Source organism: Pandoraea terrigena, assembly GCF_902459705.1.
GTDB lineage: Bacteria > Pseudomonadota > Gammaproteobacteria > Burkholderiales > Burkholderiaceae > Pandoraea > Pandoraea terrigena.
In genome coordinates, this window is record NZ_CABPRU010000002.1 from 353,608 (window position 1) to 373,133 (window position 19,526).

18 protein-coding genes and 1 tRNA gene are annotated in these 19,526 nt (G+C 62.7%); 12 read left to right on the top strand and 7 right to left on the bottom strand.

Annotated elements, in window-relative coordinates:
• Window positions 1-243 precede the first annotated feature (243 nt).
• From PTE31013_RS05840 to PTE31013_RS05860, 5 genes are all read left to right on the top strand, one after another.
• Window positions 244-1,062: an amino acid ABC transporter permease gene (locus PTE31013_RS05840; protein WP_150611874.1), complete on the top strand. Its 819-nt coding sequence runs from the start codon at window positions 244-246 to the stop codon at window positions 1,060-1,062.
• The gene (locus PTE31013_RS05845) at window positions 1,059-1,712 is read left to right on the top strand and encodes an amino acid ABC transporter permease (RefSeq protein WP_150611875.1); all 654 of its coding nucleotides are present in this window, start codon (window positions 1,059-1,061) and stop codon (window positions 1,710-1,712) included. Before PTE31013_RS05840 ends, PTE31013_RS05845 begins: the two co-directional genes overlap by 4 nt.
• Window positions 1,696-2,424 (top strand): amino acid ABC transporter ATP-binding protein, encoded by a 729-nt coding sequence (locus PTE31013_RS05850; protein ID WP_150611876.1) that lies wholly within the window; start codon window positions 1,696-1,698, stop codon window positions 2,422-2,424. Before PTE31013_RS05845 ends, PTE31013_RS05850 begins: the two co-directional genes overlap by 17 nt.
• 43 nt (window positions 2,425-2,467) lie before the next feature.
• Window positions 2,468-3,265 carry a transporter substrate-binding domain-containing protein gene (locus PTE31013_RS05855; RefSeq protein ID WP_150611877.1) on the top strand — a complete coding sequence of 266 codons (798 nt, stop codon included), beginning with the start codon at window positions 2,468-2,470 and terminating at the stop codon, window positions 3,263-3,265.
• A 187-nt stretch (window positions 3,266-3,452) separates the two neighbouring features.
• Window positions 3,453-3,911: a c-type cytochrome gene (locus PTE31013_RS05860; RefSeq protein WP_343039546.1), complete on the top strand. Its 459-nt coding sequence runs from the start codon at window positions 3,453-3,455 to the stop codon at window positions 3,909-3,911.
• 26 nt (window positions 3,912-3,937) lie between these two features.
• On the opposite strand, the gene PTE31013_RS05865 is transcribed toward PTE31013_RS05860, so the two are convergent.
• From PTE31013_RS05865 to PTE31013_RS05875, 3 genes are all read right to left on the bottom strand, one after another.
• Complete coding sequence (locus PTE31013_RS05865) at window positions 3,938-5,425, bottom strand: SulP family inorganic anion transporter (RefSeq protein WP_150611878.1); 1,488 nt, start codon at window positions 5,423-5,425, stop codon at window positions 3,938-3,940.
• A gap of 86 nt (window positions 5,426-5,511) precedes the next feature.
• Complete coding sequence (gudD, locus tag PTE31013_RS05870) at window positions 5,512-6,861, bottom strand: glucarate dehydratase (RefSeq protein WP_150611879.1); 1,350 nt, start codon at window positions 6,859-6,861, stop codon at window positions 5,512-5,514.
• Window positions 6,862-7,182: 321 nt separating this feature from the next.
• Entirely contained in the window at window positions 7,183-8,619 is a 1,437-nt protein-coding gene (locus PTE31013_RS05875) for an MFS transporter (protein ID WP_425495542.1), read from the bottom strand.
• A gap of 281 nt (window positions 8,620-8,900) precedes the next feature.
• Between PTE31013_RS05875 and PTE31013_RS05880 the strand changes: the two genes are divergently transcribed.
• Entirely contained in the window at window positions 8,901-9,293 is a 393-nt protein-coding gene (locus PTE31013_RS05880) for a hypothetical protein (protein WP_150611880.1), read from the top strand.
• Window positions 9,294-9,328: 35 nt separating this feature from the next.
• Here the strand turns inward: PTE31013_RS05880 and PTE31013_RS05885 are convergent, their stop codons facing one another.
• The 3 genes from PTE31013_RS05885 to PTE31013_RS05900 all read right to left on the bottom strand — a co-directional run bounded on the left by PTE31013_RS05885 (window position 9,329) and on the right by PTE31013_RS05900 (window position 13,781).
• Entirely contained in the window at window positions 9,329-10,096 is a 768-nt protein-coding gene (locus PTE31013_RS05885) for a hypothetical protein (protein WP_150611881.1), read from the bottom strand.
• Between the two features lie 214 nt (window positions 10,097-10,310).
• Complete coding sequence (gene katG / locus PTE31013_RS05890; protein WP_150611882.1) at window positions 10,311-12,485, bottom strand: catalase/peroxidase HPI; 2,175 nt, start codon at window positions 12,483-12,485, stop codon at window positions 10,311-10,313.
• 372 nt (window positions 12,486-12,857) lie between these two features.
• A complete protein-coding gene (locus tag PTE31013_RS05900; RefSeq protein WP_150611884.1) occupies window positions 12,858-13,781 on the bottom strand; it encodes a LysR family transcriptional regulator in 924 nt (307 codons plus the stop codon).
• 108 nt (window positions 13,782-13,889) lie between these two features.
• On the opposite strand from PTE31013_RS05900, the gene PTE31013_RS05905 reads away from it, so the two are divergent.
• From PTE31013_RS05905 to PTE31013_RS05930, 6 genes are all read left to right on the top strand, one after another.
• A complete protein-coding gene (locus PTE31013_RS05905) occupies window positions 13,890-14,651 on the top strand; it encodes an SDR family oxidoreductase (protein ID WP_150611885.1) in 762 nt (253 codons plus the stop codon).
• 32 nt (window positions 14,652-14,683) lie between these two features.
• Window positions 14,684-15,580, top strand: coding sequence for an SDR family NAD(P)-dependent oxidoreductase (locus tag PTE31013_RS05910; RefSeq protein WP_150611886.1), 897 nt, complete (start codon window positions 14,684-14,686; stop codon window positions 15,578-15,580).
• A gap of 37 nt (window positions 15,581-15,617) precedes the next feature.
• Window positions 15,618-16,631, top strand: coding sequence for an aldo/keto reductase (locus PTE31013_RS05915; RefSeq protein WP_150611887.1), 1,014 nt, complete (start codon window positions 15,618-15,620; stop codon window positions 16,629-16,631).
• Between the two features lie 200 nt (window positions 16,632-16,831).
• A complete protein-coding gene (locus tag PTE31013_RS05920; RefSeq protein WP_150611888.1) occupies window positions 16,832-17,386 on the top strand; it encodes an NADPH-dependent FMN reductase in 555 nt (184 codons plus the stop codon).
• 570 nt (window positions 17,387-17,956) lie between these two features.
• Complete coding sequence (locus tag PTE31013_RS05925; RefSeq protein ID WP_246173912.1) at window positions 17,957-18,484, top strand: O-methyltransferase; 528 nt, start codon at window positions 17,957-17,959, stop codon at window positions 18,482-18,484.
• Window positions 18,481-19,176, top strand: coding sequence for a GntR family transcriptional regulator (locus PTE31013_RS05930; RefSeq protein ID WP_150611890.1), 696 nt, complete (start codon window positions 18,481-18,483; stop codon window positions 19,174-19,176). Before PTE31013_RS05925 ends, PTE31013_RS05930 begins: the two co-directional genes overlap by 4 nt.
• Window positions 19,177-19,409: 233 nt before the next feature.
• Here the strand turns inward: PTE31013_RS05930 and PTE31013_RS05935 are convergent.
• Window positions 19,410-19,494: transfer RNA gene (locus PTE31013_RS05935), tRNA-Leu, on the bottom strand.
• Window positions 19,495-19,526 lie beyond the last annotated feature (32 nt).

Sequence of the window (19,526 nt, forward strand, 5' to 3'; positions counted from 1 at the left end):
TGCAGCATGCGGCGGGTTGCCCCGCGGGGCGGGATGCCCTTTAACCCCTTTCCCGACAAGGCAATACCCAAGGGTATCCCCCCAATCCTCCACGCTTGACAACGCCGATCCACGGTGCGCAAAATCGCACCACTCATATGACGACGTACAAGAAAGACCCTCCACGGCGATTGCGGATGTCATGACCGCAACCGACTGCCTGGCGCGTCGGCCCCGAAACGTCACCGGAGACAGACGCTTGCCATGCATTTCTCGCTGAATTTCGCCCCGCTGCTTCCTTACTGGCCGGTGTTCCTGGAAGGCGCGTGGCTTACGTTGAGGATGACCGTGATCGCGGTCGTCATCGGCACCGCCGTCGGCACGCTGGTCGCCTTTGCCAAGCGTAGCCGCCGGCGCTGGCTGGCCCGCCTGTGCAGCCTTTATATCGAGGCGGTGCGCAATACGCCGTTCCTCGTCCAGATCTTCCTGCTGTACTTCGGACTGGCTAGCGTGGGCGTGCACATGCCGACGTTCGCCGCGTCGGTCATTGCGATGGTGATCAACATCGGCGCGTACGCGGCGGAGATCATTCGCGCGGGGCTGGAATCGGTGCCGCGTGGCCAGATCGAGGCCGCCGAGTGCCTGGGGCTGTCGAAATGGCGCATCGCGTGGCACGTCATGCTCCAACCATCCATCGAGAAGGTGTATCCGGCGCTCACCACCCAGTTCATTCTGATGATGCAGGCCTCCGCCATGGCCTCGCAGATTTCGGCCGAAGAACTGACGGCCGTGGCCAACACCGTGCAATCGGACACGTTCCGCTCGCTCGAGACCTACATCGTCGTGGCCGCCCTTTATCTTGGCCTCTCGCTGTTGGTGAAGCTCGTGGCGTGGGCCGCTGGCGAGTACTTCTTCAAGCGCCGCCGCATCGTGCGGCGCGCTGCGGCGCAGACCGCCCAGGCGGCACGCCGCCGAGCCGCGGCGTCGCGCGCCGCCGGTCTGCTGAATGCCTCGGGTAACGCAGGGACACCGGGAGCGTCAGGCCAATCGGGCACCAACGCCGCGCAACGGAGCACCTCATGATCGGCAACTTCTCCTGGACGTATTTAGGCTACATGGTGCAGTCGATTGGCTGGACACTTGTGCTCTCGCTCATCGCCTTCGTTCTCGGCAGTGCGGGCGGCTTTGTCGTGATGCTCGGGCGCATCTCGCCGCGCCGATGGCTGCGCTTGCCCGTCCAGGTCTTCATCGAAGCGATCCAGGGCATCCCCCTGCTGATCCTGCTCTTCATCGTCTACTTCGGCCTGTCGGTCTATGGCTTCGAGCTGCCCGCCATCGTGGCGGCCGCGCTGGCGCTGATGGTCTACACCAGCGCGTACCTCGGCGACATCTGGCGCGGCTGCGTCGAAGCGATGCCACGGGCGCAATGGGAGGCCGCGGAGTGCCTCTCGCTCTCGCGCTGGCAGACGCTGCGCCTGGTCATCATTCCGCAGGCAGTGCGCCTTTCGCTGCCGCCGACCATCGGCTTCCTGGTGCAGATCATCAAGATGACGTCGCTCGCGTCGGTGATCGGTTTCGTGGAGCTCACGCGCGCCGGACAGATCATCAACAACTCGATTTTCCAACCCTTCCTCGTGTTCTCGCTGGTCGGGGTTTTTTATTTCGTGCTGTGCTATCCGCTCTCGCGCTGGAGCGCATCACTGGAGGGCAAGCTCAATGTCGGCAATCGTTAAGGTCAACCAGATTCACAAGCGCTTCGGCGACAACCCGGTGCTCAAGGGTGTGTCGTTCGAAGTGGAGCGCGGCCAGATGGTGGCGGTCATCGGCGCCAGCGGCTCGGGCAAGAGCACGGCCCTGCGTTGCATCGATCGCCTGGAGACCATCGACGAAGGGTCGATCGAAGTGTGCGGCATTCGCGTGGAAGATCCGCACATCGACCTGCATCAACTGCGCCGCGAAGTCGGCATCGTCTTCCAGAGCTACAACCTGTTCCCGCATCTGAACGTGCGCGAGAACATTATGCTCGCGCTGCGGCACGTCAAGCGCATGGCACGCGGCGAAGCGCAAGACGTGGCCAAGCGGGTGCTCGCCCAGGTCGGGCTCTCCGACAAGGCCGACAGCTATCCCGAGCAGCTCTCGGGCGGCCAGCAGCAGCGCGTGGCGATCGCGCGCTCGCTCGCCATGTCGCCGAAGGTCATGCTGTTCGACGAAGTGACGTCCGCACTCGACCCGCAGCTCACGGGCGAAGTGCTGCGCGTCATGGAAGACCTCGCGGCGGGCGGCATGACGATGGTGCTCGTCACTCACGAGATGGCGTTCGCCAAGCGTGTCGCCGACCAGATCATCTACATGCATCAGGGCAAGGTGTGGGAAGTCGGTCCGGGCGACATGCTCGACAACCCCCAAACCCCCGAACTGCGCGCGTTTCTCGCCAACGGGCTGTAATCCGGCCACGCAAGACAATCCACAACTCCAAGGAGACCTCTGCATGACTCTCAAGACATTGCTCACCCAGACCTGCGCCGCCGTCCTGCTTGGCGCCATGGCGCACGCCGCCCTTGCCGATCAGCTCGACGACATCAAGAAGGCGGGCAAGATCCGCATTGCGATCGCCATGGGCACGCCGCTTTACTCGTACGCCGACGCCAACCTGCAGCCGGTAGGCTCGGACGTCGAAACGGCCAAGCTGCTGGCGCAGGATCTGGGCGTGAAGCTCGACATCGTGTCAGTGACGAACGCCGCGCGCATCCCGACGCTGCAGTCGAACCGCGCCGATATCGTGGTGGCCGATCTCTCGATCTCGCCAGAGCGTCAGAAGGTGATCGATTTTTCGATGCCATACGCGGTCATTTCGATCATCGTGGGCGGCCCCAAGAGCATGGTCATCAAGGGTTACGACGACCTGAACGGCAAGCGCGTCGGCCTGACCCGCGCGACCGTCAACGATTCGCTCACCACCCAGAACGCCAAGGGCGCGCAGATCGTGCGTTACGAAGACGACGCCACGCTCATCACATCGATGGTGACCGGTCAGGTCGACATCTTCTCGAGCACCCCGTCGAATCTCGGCGAGATGCAAAAGCGTGCACCGGACAAGAACCTCGAATTGAAGTTTGCCCAGAAGGAATTCGATCTGGGCATCGCGCTCAACAAGAATCAGCCGGCGCTCAAGGATTGGATCAATCACTGGGTAAAGACCAATTTGAAGAACGGCAAGCTCAACGCGATCTACAAGAAGTACCACGGTCGCGATCTGCCGGAGAGCGTGGTCAAGGGCGCGGCGTAAGACCGCGGCCGGCCGCGGCGAATGCTCGTCGATGCCCTGGCGTCGACCGGCCATTCGTCGCTGGGCATCCCCTGGCGGCCGCGACACGATGTCGCACCGCCTTCGCTCGGGAATCGCTGGTGGCGCCGGACGGAACGCGGTAAGTTAGCGGCTTGCCTTCAACACGTTCCCCGGCTGCGCCCCTCCGATGACCGACCGTTCCCTTTTCCCGACCGCCTGCCTCACGCTCCCCGCGTTTGCCGCTCGCCGATGGCGTGATACGCCGATGTTCGTGCTGCTCGCGCTGCTCACCGCGCTCACTCCCGTGAGCACGCGTGCCGCACCGGCCATGGCCGCAGGCGACGTCGAGGCGGGCAAGACATTGTTTGCAGCGCGCTGTGCGTCGTGCCATGCGCTCGGCCCGATGGCGACGTCGGGCTTCGGCCCGCAACTCAACCATATCGTCAACCGCCGGGCAGGCAGCCTGCCGGACTTCGATTACTCGACGGCGATGAAGCAGTCCGGCATCGTCTGGGACGACAGGACGCTCGCCGCCTTCGTCGCCGATCCGGGCAAGACCGTGCCGGGCACGAAGATGCGCTTCTGGGGCATCGGCAACGAGCGCAAGGTGGCCGACCTGCTCGCCTACCTGCACACGTTCAAGTGACGTGAGGCCATCCGCCGGCGAGCGTGTCAGGCCTCGACGAGGCTGACGCCGGCACGCTCGAGCAGGTGTTGATTGCGCGGCGAGAGATTGACGAAGCACAGGCTTCGGCCCGACTTCCGATAACGCTCGCGGAGCGCCTCGAACGCCACGATGGCCGAGTGATCCGCCACGTGCAAATGACGGCAATCCACGACGATCCGGTGCACATCCGTCAACGGCTGGAACAGGTCCTGGAAATTGGCGGTCGACGCGAAGAACAACGTGCCGTGCAGGACGTAGGTGCGGGCGTCGTCGCCGTTCTCGTGCACGTCGGCGCGAATCTCGCGGGCATGTTGCCAGGCGAAGTTGAGTGCGGCGATGACGATGCCGCACATCACCGCGACAGCCAGATCCGTGAAGACGGTGATGACCGTCACCGCGACGATCACGAGGGCGTCGTTGCGGGGCACCTTGCCCAGCACGCGAAGCGAGCCCCAGGCGAACGTCTGCTGGGCAACGACGAGCATCACCCCGACGAGCGCCGCCAGCGGAATCCGCTCGATGAGTGGGGACAGGCACAGCACGAACAGCAGGATCATGATGCCGGCCGTTGCGCCCGAAACGCGACTGCGCCCGCCCGAACTCAGGTTGATCATGGTCTGGCCGATCATGGCGCAGCCCCCCATCCCCCCAAACATCCCCGATACGACATTCGACACGCCGAGCGCGAGGCATTCGCGATTCGGGCGGCCGCGCGTTTGCGTGATCTCGTCAGTGAGGTTGAAGGTAAGCAGCGTCTCGAGCAGACCGACCATCGCCATGAGCGATGCGTAGGGGAAGACGATCCCCAGCGTCTCCAGATCGAACGGCACGTGCGGCAGATGCAGGGACGGCAGCGCCCCGGCGATGTGCGCCATGTCGCCGAGCGTGCGCGTGGGCAGGTGCAACCCCTGGCTGAGGAGTCCGACACCGACGATGGCGACCAGCGCAGGCGGTACGGCTTTCGTCACGCGCGGCAGCCCGTAGACGATCAGCATCGTGAGCGCGACCAGCGCGCACATGATCGCCAGCGGCGTGCCTTGCAACCAGACATCGCCTTGCGGGGTGGCGCGCTTGAAGTGCTCCAGTTGCGCCATGGCGATAATGATCGCGAGTCCGTTCACGAACCCGATCATCACCGGGTGCGGCACCATGCGAATCAGCTTGCCGAGACGCAGCAGGCCGAAGAGCATCATGAGCACGCCGCCCAGGACGACGGTCGCGAGCAGGTATTGCACACCGTGCTGGACGACCAGCGCGACGATAACGACCGCCATTGATCCGGCAGCCCCGGAGATCATGCCAGGACGACCGCCGAAGATGGCGGTGAGCGCGCAAAGGATGAAGGCCCCGTAGAGGCCCATGAGCGGGTTGACTTGAGCGACCAGCGCGAAGGCGATGCACTCGGGCACCAGCGCGAACGACGTGGTCAGTCCGGCAAGGACATTACCGGGGAGATTCGGGAGCCACTGCTCCCGAAGTGTTTGAGACTTCATAAAATGACGTTCCACGTTGGACGCGCATTTTACCAGTCCCGGTGTTCTCGCACGGATTCATGACGGAAATTCGCGACGGAAGCGACTTAACGCACGAGGCACGGACGCTTGTTGTCGAATGTCCAGTTCGGAATCAGGTACTGCATCGCGACGCCGTCATCGCGCGCGCCGAGGCCGTGTTGCTGATACAGCGCATGCGCCTTCTCGACTTCGTCCATATCGAGTTCGACGCCGAGGCCCGGCACTTCCGGCACCTTCACCTTGCCGCCGGCGATCTGCAACGGATCGCGCGTGAGGCGCTGGCCGTCCTGCCAGATCCAGTGCGTGTCGATCGCCGTGATCTTGCCGGGCGCGGCCGCCGCGACGTGCGTGAACATCGCCAGTGACACGTCGAAGTGATTGTTCGAATGCGAGCCCCACGTCAGGCCCCAGTCATTGCACATCTGCGCCACGCGCACCGAGCCCTGCATCGTCCAGAAGTGCGGATCGGCCAGCGGGATGTCGACGGATTGCAGTTGAATCGCGTGGCCCATCTGACGCCAGTCGGTCGCGATCATGTTGGTCGCCGTCGGCAGGCCGGTCGCGCGACGGAACTCGGCCATCACTTCGCGGCCCGAATAGCCGTTCTCGGCGCCGCACGGGTCTTCCGCGTAGGCGAGCACGTCATGCTTGTCACGGCACAGGCGGATCGCCTCGGCGAGGGACCACGCGCCGTTGGGATCGAGGGTCACACGCGCTTCCGGGAAGCACTCCGCAAGCGCCGTGGCCGCTTCCATCTCCGCATCGCCCGAGAGCACGCCCCCCTTGAGCTTGAAATCATTGAAGCCGTAGCGCGCCTTCGCGGCCTGCGCCAGACGCACCACCGCTTCCGGCGTCAGTGCGACTTCGGTACGCAGGCGCTCCCAGTCGTCGCGCCCGTTTGCGCCCGACGCGTACGGCAGGTCAGTCTTGGTCCGATCGCCGACGTAGAACAGATAACCGAGCATCTCGACCTCGTCGCGCTGCTGGCCTTCGCCGAGCAGGGCGGCGACCGGCACGCCAAGGTGCTGGCCGAGCAGGTCGAGCAGTGCCGCTTCGAGCGCGGTGACGGCGTGGATCGTCGTGCGCAGGTCGAAGGTCTGCAGGCCGCGACCGCCGACGTCGCGATCGGCGAATACCGTGCGCACGCGGTTCAGGATCGCTTGCAGGTTGCCGATCGATTGGCCGACGACGTAGGCGCGTGCATCGTCGATCGTCTTGCGGATGCGCTCGCCGCCGGGCACTTCGCCCACGCCAGTGTTCCCCGCGCTGTCCGTCAGGATCACGATGTTGCGCGTGAAAAACGGGCCGTGCGCGCCGGAGAGATTCATCAGCATGCTGTCGCGCCCGGCGACGGGGATGACGCGCAGTTCGGTGACGGTGGGTGTAGCGTTGACGTGAGTGAGCGTCGTAGACATGAAAAAAGTACCAGAAGTTAAGGGAAACAGGCGAGCGGATGACGCCGATCGGTTGACGGTTCGCATTGAAGACCTTCACGCCATCGCGGCCGGCGGAACTTACGCCGGGACGTCCGTGCAAAGCCCCAGCCGCACCACACGTTGCCCTCCGTATCGACCGCGACACCCATCGGTGATCATCGCCTGCAACGCACCGTCCGGCGGGACGCGATGGACCGCTGGCGGCAGCTCGGGCGCCGCCTTCCCGCCTTCCCGAGGTTCGGCGAGTTCAGGCGCTTGCGCGGGTAACGTTGCGTGAGCGCCGCGATCTTGCCGCATGGATTACGCCGCCAGCTCGAAACGCTGGATCTTGCCGACGACGAACAAATAGCACACGATCGCAATCAGCGCATTCGCGCTCACGAAGACCAGTGCCGCCGCGAACGAGCCAGTGTCCTGCACGAGATAGCCGATAACGATCGGCGTCGTGATGCCCGCCGTGTTACCGAACGTATTGAAGAGCCCCGCGCACAGTCCGCTCGCCTGCTTCGGCGCCGTATCGGAGACAACAGCCCAGCCCAGCGCGCCAATGCCCTTGCCAAAGAATGCCGCCGCCATGATGCCGACCACGACCCACTGGTTGTCGACGTAGTTGCAGGCGATCATGCAGGTCGAAAGCAGCAGCCCGACGACGATCGGCACCTTGCGCGCGGTCGACGTGGAGAAACCGTGCTTCATCATCCGGTCCGACACCACGCCGCCGAGCAAGCCGCCGAGGAAACCGGCGATCGCCGGGATCGACGAGACAAAGCCGGCCTTCAGAATCGACATGTGGCGTTCCTGCACAAGATAGATCGGAAACCACGTCAGGAAGAAGTACGTCAGCGTCGTGATGCAGTACTGCGCGACAAACACACCGAGCATCATGCGGCTCTTGAGCAGTTGCGCGAAGATCTTGCGGCTCTGCGCACCGTCCGTCGAACCCGCCATCGCGGCGCGGCGCTGCGCGGCGACCTGCCTGTCCTCGAGGTCGATCATCGCGCCGTGATCCGCAATGAAACGGACTTCCGCGTCGTTCGCGAGCGGATGCTGGCGCGGCGCATAAATGGTTTTGAGCCAGACGCCGGTGAGCGCGATGCCCAGCGCGCCCATCACGTAGAACACGTACTGCCAACCGTAGGCATGCGTGATCCAGCCCATGAGCGGCGTGAACAGCACGGCGGCGAAATATTGCGACGAATTGAAGATCGCCGACGCCGTGCCGCGCTCGGCCGTCGGAAACCACGTGGCGGTCATGCGCGAGTTGCCCGGGAATGCGGGCGCCTCGGCCGCGCCCACGAGAAAGCGCAGCGCGAACAGCGTGATGATCGCCATCGCGACCGGCAGGCCCGCGACCAGGCCCTGCAGCGCCGTCACCAGCGACCAGAAGAAGATACTGCAGGCATACACCCGCTTGGTGCCGAAGCGGTCGAGCAGCCAGCCGCCGGGAATCTGCGAGGCGACATAGGCCCACGCGAACGACGAGAACAGATAGCCCATCGCGACCGGCGAAATGCCAAGGTGGTGCTGGATGGCCGTGCCCGTAATGGAGAGCGTTCCGCGATCGGCATAGTTGACCGTCGTGATCAGGAAGAGCATGAAAACGACCAGGTACCGCGCCTTGCTGCGCCCCGCATAGGCGCTGTCGACGCCGCCGGCGGTGGTAGCCGCCGCGCCAAGCGCCCCATCTCGGGCAAGGGATGCCCGGGTAATGCCATTCTCCATGTTTGTCTCCGACATGTTGTCTGATGTCCTATGTGTTGGGAGCATAAATTAGCCACAACAACCCGAAAATTCGGGTTTTCCCGAGATTTATACATATGACGTCATATATCTTTGGGCGCGTTAATTGCGTTCACTTGGTCGATCGAATGGCGCGAGGGAGGACGATGCGAGCACCGCTGCGAACGTCGATCCGGTCTTGTCGACGGTTCGCCTCGACGCGGCGGTGATCGGACGGATTGCCGAACCCTGGCGAACGCGCGCATGATGGCGCGTTTGCTGCACCGATGCCACCTGCCATGCCCGACTACCTGGACACCACAACCCTGATCGATCTTGCACGGCGCGCCGAAGTCAGCGAGCCCGGTCCGTGTGCGTGCACGAAAACGCCGCTCGACGGCTGGCAATCCCAGCCCATTTCCCTCGACGAAACGCAGTTGCGAGAGATTGGCACCTTGCTCGCGGAAAGCGATCCGGAACCCACCTTTGCCGAATACCTGCCCGGCAAGACGACGTATTGGTCAGACAATGCGCCGGTCGCCCCGCGCTATTTCCCGTATAACCGCTGTAGTGTGTGGGAATGCGTCTCGTGCGCACGGCTATATCTGCGCTACACGGAGGGCGGTGGCTATTTCGTCGACCGACGCATCCGCGCGTTGCGCCTGGCCTTGATCGAAGACATCCCGCTTTGAGCGGCGCCAGCGCTGGCCCGCGACTGCCTTCATCCTCAGCCGTTGTTCATTGTCTGGCTCGACGCGTCAGCGCGGCGCCACTGACCTGATTGCGGGCAGACGCCGACCCTAGCATCCTCTCGCCGCACTTGCTCTTCATTCACCGTCATCGAGGCCACCGGGTCAACGTCGAAAACGACGTCGAGCGCCCGTGCGACATGGGGATCCTCGATGGGAAGCTCCCACGTCAGGAATACCTGCGTGCCATCTTCATCGGCGGGAAAGTCGCCCGCATCGAAGACAGGGTTGCCGCGTCGAATCACGCCATGCGGCTGGCAGGTATCGAATATCAGCACTGTCCCCCGCTTCAGCGGGATTCGAAGGCCCAGTGCCGGGAAATGGACGTCCTGTCCCTTGTCGTCGCTCAGGAACAAATTACAGAACGCCGCGCCGCCATATTGTTCTCCGTCGTGGTGATACCTCGCGCCGCGGCAGGCCATGAGCGCCACGTCGTTCGCTGCGAGCGGCCCGGGCAATCCCAGTGCGCGCGTCCAATCGGACACGGCCTGCACGTATTGCGAGTAGTCCGGCCAGCGCGTGCGCGCGCGTGCCAGCGGCATCACCTCGACATCGCCCGCGTCCAGCGTCATGCGCAACGATATCTCCCGCGCCCAATCGGCGAGCAGCGGCACCGGCAGCTCGGGCACGTCGACATTGCCTGACAGCACAACGTCGCTCACGCGCCGGCTGCGGATGGCGTCGCCACTCCAGAAATAGGACGTGAGGCGGTCTTGGCCGTGAGGTTGGGGAGAATTTGGGCGCATGGGTAGCAGTGTAATGCGGCGGCCGTGATCGCTAGCCCAACGTGCCGGCGAAGGTCTTCCGCCGTACCGACCCCGTCGGTCGATCCGCAATCAACGAGCAAGTGGGTGCCCGTCGCCGGATTTTCAGGGACGCGTGATTTGACCGAAAGTTGTGGGTGACACCCAGACGGTCCTCGCAGCCGTGTCCCGGCTGCGAGGGATGCTGCATCGAAAATTACGCCAAGTCGAACCGATCGGCGTTCATGACCTTCGTCCAGGCGGCGACGAAGTCCTGCACGAACTTCTCCTTGTTGTCGTCCTGCGCGTAGACCTCCGCGTAGGCACGCAGCACCGAGTTCGAGCCGAAGACCAGATCGACGCGCGTGGCCGTCCATTTCACGTCACCGGACCGGCGATCGCGGATTTCGTACAGATTGTTGCCCGCCGGCTTCCACGTATTCGCCATGTCGGTCAGATTGACGAAGAAATCATTCGTCAACGCGCCAACGCGACTCGTAAGCACACCATGCCGGGTGCCCCCGTAGTTGGTGCCCAGTACCCGCATGCCCCCCAACAAGGCGGTCATTTCGCAAGCCGTCAGCCGCATCAACTGGCTTCTGTCGAGCAGCAGTTCCTCCGGGCTCACCGCGTAGTCCTGCTTCAACCAGTTGCGGAAGCCATCCGCCACAGGCTCCAGGACGTCGAACGATGCCACATCCGTTTGCGCCTGCGTTGCATCGCCACGCCCGGGTGCGAAAGGAACGGTGACATGAAAGCCCGCCGCCTTGGCCGCCTGCTCCACACCCACGTTACCGGCCAGCACGATCACATCGGCCACACTGACACCCGTCTCGGCGGCGATCTTCTCCAGCACGGCCAGCACGCTGGTCAGGCGCACCGGCTCGTTGCCTTCCCAGTCCTTTTGCGGGGCCAAACGGATGCGCGCACCGTTGGCGCCCCCGCGCTTGTCGGAACCACGGAAGGTGCGGGCGCTGTCCCACGCGGTCGTCACCATGTCACCAATGCCGAGGCCGCTGGCAACGATCCTTGCCTTCACGGCGGCCACGTCGTAGTCCTTGCGGCCCGCGGGGACCGGGTCTTGCCAGATCAAGTCTTCCTTCGGCACATCCGGGCCAAGGTAGCGGGACTTCGGCCCCATGTCACGATGGGTCAGCTTGAACCACGCGCGCGCGAAGACTTCCGAGAAATAAGCCGGATCCTGGTGGAACCGTTCCGAAATCTTCCGATATTCCGGATCCATCTTCATCGCCATGTCGGCGTCGGTCATGATCGGCTTGTGGCGAACCGACGGGTCTTCGACATCCACGGGCATGGCGTCTTCCTTGATGTCGACGGGCTCCCACTGCCAGGCGCCGGCCGGCGACTTCTGCAACGCCCACTCATGGCCAAGGAGCATGTCGAAATAGCCGCCGTCCCATTTCGTCGGGTGCGTGGTCCAGGCACCTTCGATGCCACTGGTGACCGTGTCGCGCCCCACGCCACGGCTGACCTGGTTGATCCAGCCCAGGCCCTGCGCGTCGACATCCGCGCCTTCCGGTGCCGGGCCAAGGTTGGCAGCATTGCCATTGCCGTGCGTCTTGCCAACGGTGTGCCCGCCCGCCGTCAGGGCAACCGTTTCCTCGTCGTTCATTGCCATGCGCGCGAAGGTCTCGCGCACGTCGCGGGCCGTCTTCAGTGGATCGGGCTTGCCATCGACGCCCTCCGGGTTCACGTAGATCAGCCCCATCATGACGGCCGCCAAGGGATTTTCCAGATCACGCTCACCGGAGTATCGGCTGTTCGGATTTTCGGTGGGCGCGAGCCACGCCTTCTCGGATCCCCAGTAGATATCCTTTTCCGGGTGCCAGATATCTTCACGGCCGAAACCGAAGCCGAAGGTCTTCAATCCCATCGACGCGTAGGCGAGGGTGCCCGCGAGGATGATCAGGTCGGCCCAGCTCAGCTTGTTGCCATACTTCTTCTTGATCGGCCACAGCAGACGGCGGGCCTTGTCGAGATTGGCGTTATCGGGCCAGGAGTTGAGTGGGGCAAATCGCTGATTGCCCGTGCCACCGCCGCCTCGCCCATCGGCAATGCGGTAGGTACCTGCCGAGTGCCAGGCCATACGGATCATCAGGCCGCCGTAGTGCCCCCAATCCGCAGGCCACCAGTCCTGGCTGTCGGTCATCAGGGCCGTGAGATCTTTCTTGAGCGCGTCGATGTCCAGGGTCTTGACGGCATCCCTGTAGTGAAACGATGCCCCCATCGGGTTGGTCTTGGTGTCGTGTTGATGCAGGATGTCGAGGTTCAGTGCCTTGGGCCACCACTCCATGTTGGACATGCCCGCCGACGTGACGCCGCCGTGCATGACCGGACACTTGCCGGAAGAACTCGCGCTTTTGCTTTCCATTTCTCGCTCCTAGCGTTGCATGAAATCAGATGATCGAATCTGCATCCGGGGACAGATACCGAAAAAGTACCAGATTCGGCGACTTCAGGCAGGGATGCACTCTTTAAGACCGGGTGGGAACCGATGTCCAGTCAGAACATCCCAATCATCCTCACAGGGAACGATGTCGAGCCGATGGCGATGGCCATCGGCATTTCGAGCGCGAGTCGCACGCCAGGCTCAATGCCATGGCACGACGTTTGAACGAACGTTCCGGGAAGACACTAGACCACGAAACGCCGGCACAACGGTTTCATCGCACTGTTGCATCGACCGGTTGAATCCACAACCTCAACGCTGCCGTTCGATCACCAGGATTCGAGCGGCACTTCGTTACGACTGGCCGTGAGGTTTGAGCACCGTTGCCATGTATTGCATCGCAAAGTCGACGAATGCCTTCACCCGGACCGGCATTCTTCGCTGCGCCGGATAAACGATCTGCGCGGCCCACGGCTTGGCATGCCACTTTGGCAGCAGTCGGACCATGCGCCCCGAGAGCAGATCTTCCTCGACGAACCACTCAGGCAGCACGGCGACGCCAAGTCCCAGCCGAACCGCTTCACGGATACTCGCCCCACCTTCAGTAACAAACACCGGCTCAATCTCCAGCGAGTAACCCGCCGCGCCGGAGCGCAACGTTACATTCCTTGGGCCACCGAATTGACTTCCGGACAGGGCGACCCAAGGGAAGCGGGCGAGATCCTCAGGCGCACTCGGTTTCCCATGGTCCTTAAGAAGTGACGCAGCGCCGACGACACAGCGCCTTATCTCGCCCAGCGAGCGAGACACGACGCGCTCGTCACTGAGTGCGCCGGCGAGGATGCCCGCATCGCAACCCTCCTCGATCATGTGCAAAGGCCGATTCGAATAGCCGAGCTCCACGCGCACAGCCGGGTTCGCCTGAATAAAACTGCTGATGAGGCGACTGACGACCGATTGGCCAAAATCGATGGTGGAGAAGACGCGGATCTGTCCGCTCAACGCTGCCTGATCACTTCGCAACCGGTTCTCGCATTCCTCGGCCATCGACAGCAATGCCTGCGCATCGGTGAGTATTTGCGCGCCCGTATCGGTGAGGCTCATGCGATGCGTGTCCCGGCGCAGGAGCGCCGTGCCGGACTGCGCTTCGAGCGCCTGCAGTTGCCGGCTTAGCGTCGGTTGACTTAGCCGGAGCTTTCTTGCGGCCGCCGAGATGCTGCCACTGTCAACGATGGCGATGAACGCGCGAAGGAGATCAAGATTGTCGAAGGTGCTCATGCAGAAAAAGCATAGCCGATATTCAGGTCATGCAGCTACCGTTTCACCTGCAATCTCACGAAAATGCACTCATCGCAGTCACCCAACCCCGTTCAAAGGAAATTTGTCATGAGTACCCAAGCCAACAACGCACAAGCCGCAAAGGTCGCTATCGTCACTGGGGCCTCCCGTGGAATCGGTGCATCGATCGCGCAACGCCTTGCCGCAGACGGCATCGCAGTCGTCGTCAACTATGCCGGGCGCGAAGCGGACGCAATGGCCGTCGTCGAATCGATTCAAGCCTCGGGCGGGCGCGCTGCGGCGGTTCGCGCCGACGTGACAGTGCCCGCTCAGGTCGCTGCGATGTTCGACACGGCTGTCACCTTATTCGGGGGGGTGGACATTCTCGTGAACAACGCCGGGATCATGCAGCCTGGCCTCGTCTCTCTCGTCGATACGGACGACACCCTGTTCGACCGACTCGTCTCCATCAACCTCAAAGGCACGTTCAACACCTTGCGGGCGGCTTGCAGAAAACTGCGCGCGGGCGGCCGCATCGTCAACTTCTCGAGCAGCATGAATGGCCTCTCGCAGCCCGGCTATTCGGTTTACGCGGCGACGAAAGCCGCCGTCGAGACGATGACGAACATTCTCGCCAAGGAGTTGCGCGGGCGGAACATTACCGTGAACGCCGTCGCACCGGGGCCGACCGCCACGGCGCTTTTCCTCAAGGACAAGACGCCTGAGCAGATCGAGCACATCGCCAAAGCGGCGCCCATGGGGCGCCTGGGCAAGCCGGAAGACATCTCGGAAGTGGTCGCCTTCCTCGTCAGCCACGCGGCGAGTTGGATTGACGGGCAGACCCTCCGCGTCAACGGCGGAATTATCTGACCGACGACACCCCTCTGGACAAGGAGATCAACATGAAACAAGTCATTGTCGTAACCGGCGCGTCGAGCGGATTTGGGCGCCTGGCTGCCGAAGCGCTCGCACGGGCGGGCCACACGGTGTATGCAACGATGCGCTCAACCGACGGTCGCAACGCATCCACCGTCGCCGAAATGGAGCACTTCGCCCGCACCTGGGCGGCGGATCTTCGGACCGCCGAACTGGATGTCTCGTCGCAAGTCTCGGTCGACAAGGGTATCGCGCGGATCATCGACACGGCAGGATGCATCGATGTCATCGTCCATAACGCTGGTCACATGGCGTTCGGCCCAGCCGAGGCGTTCACACCCGAGCAGTTCGCCCAGTTGTATGACACGAACGTCGTGGGTACCCAACGCGTCAATCGGGCGGTCCTGCCGCACATGCGAGCGCAGAAGCGGGGGCTCGTACTGTGGGTCTCGAGCAGCAGTTCCGCTGGAGGCACTCCGCCTTACCTCGCGCCGTACTTCGCAGCGAAGGCCGCCATGGATGCGATCGCGGTCCAGTATGCGCGAGAGCTCTCGCCGTGGGGCATCGAAACGTCGATTATCGTCCCTGGCGCCTTCACGGCAGGCACGAACCACTTCGCGCATGCTGGTCGTCCCGAAGATCAGAGCGTACTCGATCAGTACGAAAGCGGGCCCGCCGAGGGGCTGGGCGAGCGCATCCAGCAGGCGTTCGCGGCCATTGTGCCGGCCGATGCCGACGCGAGTCTCGTGGCCCAGGCTATCCTCGATGCAATCAACGCACCGTTTGGGCGGCGACCGTTCCGCGTCCACATTGATCCCGCGCAGGACGGCGCGGATGTAGGGTTCGCCGTCCTCGACCGTCTCAGAGCCGAAATGCTGCATCGGGTAGGCATGGCCGAACTGCTCCGGCCGCGCGTCTGGTAACCGACATGTCTATGTCACGCTTGTCAGGAGAGCGCAAATGAACGCACGAGTTCTGGGCAGGAATGGCCCGACCGTATCCGCCATCGGGCTAGGTTGCATGGGCATGTCCGATCTGTATGGCCCGGCCGATCATAGCGAAAGCATAGCGACACTGCACGCCGCGATTGAAGCGGGAGTTACGCTGCTCGACACAGGAGACTTCTACGGCATGGGTCACAACGAGCGGCTCATCCGCGAAGCGCTATCGGCGCTACCGCCGTCACGGCGCGACGCGGCGCACATTAGCGTCAAGTTCGGGGCGATGCGAGATCCTGCCGGTGGCTGGAACGGATACGACGCTCGCCCGAAAGCCGTGCGGAATTTTGTCGCCTATTCTCTGCAAAGGCTAGGGGTCGACCACATCGACATTTATCGACCGGCACGGCTTGATCCCGATGTTCCGATCGAGGACACCGTTGGGGCCATCGCGGATCTGGTCAAAGCAGGCTATGTTCGGCACATCGGCTTGTCTGAACTCGGCGCGGATTCGATCCGACGCGCCGCAAGCGTTCATCCGATCAGCGACCTGCAGATCGAATACTCGCTGATATCACGCGGCATCGAAGACGAGATCCTGCCTACCTGCCGCTCGCTCGGCATTGGCATCACCGCCTATGGTGTGCTGTCCCGGGGACTCATCAGCGGTCACTGGCAAGCTGGCGCCAGGCAGCGCGATTTTCGCGCAATCAGTCCCCGATTCCAGGGTGACAACGTTTCTCACAATCTGGCCTTGGTCGAAGCCCTGCGCAATGTGGCGGTCCGCAAAGGTGTGACCGTCGCCCAGCTCGCGATTGCGTGGGTTGCCGCGCAAGGTTTGGACGTTGTGCCGCTCGTGGGCGCCCGAACGCGTCAGCGACTTGACGAGGCCCTCGGTTCGGTGGACCGCCAACTCACCGATGATGACCTCGTCGAAATCGAGCAGGCGATACCGAGAGACGCTGCGGCAGGAGAACGTTATGCGTCGGCGCTTCTCGCTGAGCTAGATAGTGAAAAACGGGCGGCAGGGCACTAGTCGGTGCTGCGGGGCGGCACCCCGCGTAGCGCTTTGATTGCTGTCATGAGCGACGGAAGCGCCATGGCCGGAAGTCATGTCCACCGGCAACCTGCGGACGAGACGCTCGGCGGAATTGATCGGGACGGAGGATAGCGAAGGAACGGCAATCTGGCGATCATGGGATACTACGCGCCCTATCGGTCGCCAACACCATCGTGATGATTCGCATCCTCGCATTATCGGGCAGTCTGCGCGCCGCGTCGTCCAACGCTTGCGCACTGTCTGCGGCTGCCTTGCTGGTCCCGCCTGGTGTCACGATCGAGGCCTATGATGAGATTGGCGAACTGCCCCATTTCAATCCGGATCTCGAAGCTAACCTTCCCGTACGCATCGTTGATCTACGCGCCCGAGTTGGTCAAGCCGACGCCCTTCTGATCGCTTGTCCGGAATACGCGCGAGGGATTCCGGGATCCTTCAAGAACCTGTTGGATTGGCTGGTAGGAAGCCTCGAGTTCCCGGGAAAGCCCGTCGCGATGATCAACACCTCGCCTCGAGCATCTGACGCTCAAGCGGCGTTGAAGCTGGTGCTCGAAACGATGTCCGCCACGCTTGTTCAGGACGCTTGCATCACGCTGCAACGGCTCGGCAAGCAGACTGATCCGGTCACCATAGCGAATGATCCCGTGAGCGGGGAAGCGCTGCGCCACGCCCTTACAGCGCTCGTCGACCATATCGCGACGACATCGTCTGAGTGTCGAGAGACGTTGCCATAGCGCACGACGTTGTGCGAGCCGACTTGCCAGGGTTGCGTCGGCACGCATTACATTTGCTCAGCGCGCGCAGACAAGCGCGTTTCGACTGAGCAAAATTTCAGCGGCCAGTCAGATGATCGCAGTCAAACGCTTCTGCCTGAAAGCCGAGTGGTACCGGGGACCGGAATCCTGTGTTCAATGAAATCAATGCTCGCTAGGTAATCGATGCAGAAACGGTACGGAAATACCAGAGTCCGTTACCAATTCTGTTGATCGAACCGGGCGACCGCGTCCGCCCCTTCCCCGCCGTCCGGGCCTTGTGTGCCAAGGCCTCCTCCCTTCACATGAGCGCCCCATCCGGTGGGTTGGCTTTTGCGGGGGACGATGCCCCTGCTGGCATTCGCCTGGCCGAAATCTGGTTCGCAAAGTCGAGTCACGTTGTGGAACCTGGAGCAGTTTGCACCGCCATCAATGTGATGTATCATGAAACACGAAACATGAAACATGAGGTGGCAGATGATATTTCTTGACGGTGCGTTGCCAGGCATCCTGTCGGGACTCGAGTCTCTCGGCGCCGAGAACGATCTGCGAATGGTCGAGCGCAGCCAGAAGTCGTTGAATCTGGAGAGACCCACGGCGGAACTGCTCTACATTCTCGTGACCAGCGCACGGCGGCGGCACATTCTTGAAATTGGCACGTCAAACGGCTACAGCGCCATATGGCTCGCCAGCGCGTTGCGCGAGACAGAGGGCCGTCCGCTGCTGACCATCGAGCATTCGCCCCACAAGGCAGCTCAGGCCAAAGCCAACCTGAAAGAGGCTTCCCTGCAAGACTGGGTGCACGTCATCGAAGGGGATGCGACCAGCGTGTGCGCCGCCTTGGCCGGGCCCTTCGATTGCGTGTTTTTCGATGCCGATCGCGTGAGCGCATCGAAGCAACTGGAGCATCTGCTTCCCAAGTTGACGGAAGATGCGTTGTTACTTGCGGACAATGCCCTCTCTCACCCCGACGAAATTGCGGACTACATCAGCCGCGTCGAAGCCTTGCAGGCGTTTGACACCGTGACGGTGCCGGTCGGCAAGGGACTTCATATTGCCCGCCGTCGTCGTCAATCATGAACAGAAACAAGCTGGAACGCACAACCTTCGCCCGCGACGCGTATACCGCCATACGGGAGATGCTGCTCGAAGAAGGTCGGTTTCTCGCGGGTGAAAAGATTAGCGTGGAGGCATTGTCACGCGACCTTGCCGTTAGCCGTTCCCCGGTTTGGGGGGCGATCTCCCGTCTCGAAGCGGAAGGGCTGCTTCATGTCGTACCGCGTCAGGGTGTTTTTGTTATCGCCTTTGACGCAAGTAAGGTCATCGCCATTTTCGAGGCGCGCGAGGCACTGGAAGGAATGGCTGCGCGCCTGGCGGCAAGTCGCATGACGCCCGAAGACCGAGAGATCATGGCAGAGGCGCTTTCTCGCCAGGCGCGAAGCATAGAAGCCGAAGATCCTGTCGCCTACCAGGCCAGCAACCTCGACTTCCACCACAGGCTTCTCGTAGCCGCGCAAAACGCGACGATTGAGGCGTCGCTCAAGTCGCTGTATGCCCAGACACAGGCGATGTGCAACGGCCGGAATTCGTTTTCGGAAGGCTGGGGGCAACTTCGCCAAAACCTGGCCGAACATCAGCGCGTTCTCGACATGCTGACTGCGCACGACCAGGACGCGGCGGAGCAGGCGGCCCGACTACATGTCCAACAGTTACTGAAAGCGATCCTGACTCGCGAGAGCCAGGCCGCGGTGCCATCCAAAGCACCCATGTGACGGTTGTTCCGGCCCGTCGCTTGCCGATGCGGGCCGACTGGAACTGGCCGACTATGGAACGTGCGCGCGGCCCCACGCCATCAGACAGGCGAGGGCAAGGCGTGCCGGGATCAGACTGTGAACTGGAAGTCACAGCCACCGCGCATGACGGGACGATGCGCCCGATGAAAGCGCGATGCGAGATCATCCGAACGCCGTGGCTTGACTTAGGTGGACGTGGCGAAACGCCTAAGTGGTACCGGGGACCGGACTTGAACCGGCAAGCCCGAAGGCGGCGGATTTTAAGTCCGCTATGTTTACCAATTTCATCACCCCGGCAGGGGCACGCATTCTAACATCCCCACCAAGAT

What these genes read in the sequence shown, in the direction of transcription:
- gudD (WP_150611879.1), bottom strand. Translation starts at nt 6,861, where the DNA reads ATGTCTACGACGCTCACTCACGTCAACGCTACACCCACCGTCACCGAA.
- PTE31013_RS05850 (WP_150611876.1), top strand. Translation starts at nt 1,696, where the DNA reads ATGTCGGCAATCGTTAAGGTCAACCAGATTCACAAGCGCTTCGGCGAC.
- katG (WP_150611882.1), bottom strand. Translation starts at nt 12,485, where the DNA reads ATGGAAAGCAAAAGCGCGAGTTCTTCCGGCAAGTGTCCGGTCATGCAC.
- PTE31013_RS05925 (WP_246173912.1), top strand. Translation starts at nt 17,957, where the DNA reads ATGGTCGAGCGCAGCCAGAAGTCGTTGAATCTGGAGAGACCCACGGCG.
- PTE31013_RS05845 (WP_150611875.1), top strand. Translation starts at nt 1,059, where the DNA reads ATGATCGGCAACTTCTCCTGGACGTATTTAGGCTACATGGTGCAGTCG.
- PTE31013_RS05900 (WP_150611884.1), bottom strand. Translation starts at nt 13,781, where the DNA reads ATGAGCACCTTCGACAATCTTGATCTCCTTCGCGCGTTCATCGCCATC.
- PTE31013_RS05855 (WP_150611877.1), top strand. Translation starts at nt 2,468, where the DNA reads ATGACTCTCAAGACATTGCTCACCCAGACCTGCGCCGCCGTCCTGCTT.
- PTE31013_RS05910 (WP_150611886.1), top strand. Translation starts at nt 14,684, where the DNA reads ATGAAACAAGTCATTGTCGTAACCGGCGCGTCGAGCGGATTTGGGCGC.
- PTE31013_RS05905 (WP_150611885.1), top strand. Translation starts at nt 13,890, where the DNA reads ATGAGTACCCAAGCCAACAACGCACAAGCCGCAAAGGTCGCTATCGTC.
- PTE31013_RS05930 (WP_150611890.1), top strand. Translation starts at nt 18,481, where the DNA reads ATGAACAGAAACAAGCTGGAACGCACAACCTTCGCCCGCGACGCGTAT.
- PTE31013_RS05860 (WP_343039546.1), top strand. Translation starts at nt 3,453, where the DNA reads ATGACCGACCGTTCCCTTTTCCCGACCGCCTGCCTCACGCTCCCCGCG.
- PTE31013_RS05840 (WP_150611874.1), top strand. Translation starts at nt 244, where the DNA reads ATGCATTTCTCGCTGAATTTCGCCCCGCTGCTTCCTTACTGGCCGGTG.
- PTE31013_RS05880 (WP_150611880.1), top strand. Translation starts at nt 8,901, where the DNA reads ATGCCCGACTACCTGGACACCACAACCCTGATCGATCTTGCACGGCGC.
- PTE31013_RS05915 (WP_150611887.1), top strand. Translation starts at nt 15,618, where the DNA reads ATGAACGCACGAGTTCTGGGCAGGAATGGCCCGACCGTATCCGCCATC.
- PTE31013_RS05885 (WP_150611881.1), bottom strand. Translation starts at nt 10,096, where the DNA reads ATGCGCCCAAATTCTCCCCAACCTCACGGCCAAGACCGCCTCACGTCC.
- PTE31013_RS05865 (WP_150611878.1), bottom strand. Translation starts at nt 5,425, where the DNA reads ATGAAGTCTCAAACACTTCGGGAGCAGTGGCTCCCGAATCTCCCCGGT.
- PTE31013_RS05920 (WP_150611888.1), top strand. Translation starts at nt 16,832, where the DNA reads ATGATTCGCATCCTCGCATTATCGGGCAGTCTGCGCGCCGCGTCGTCC.
- PTE31013_RS05875 (WP_425495542.1), bottom strand. Translation starts at nt 8,619, where the DNA reads ATGTCGGAGACAAACATGGAGAATGGCATTACCCGGGCATCCCTTGCC.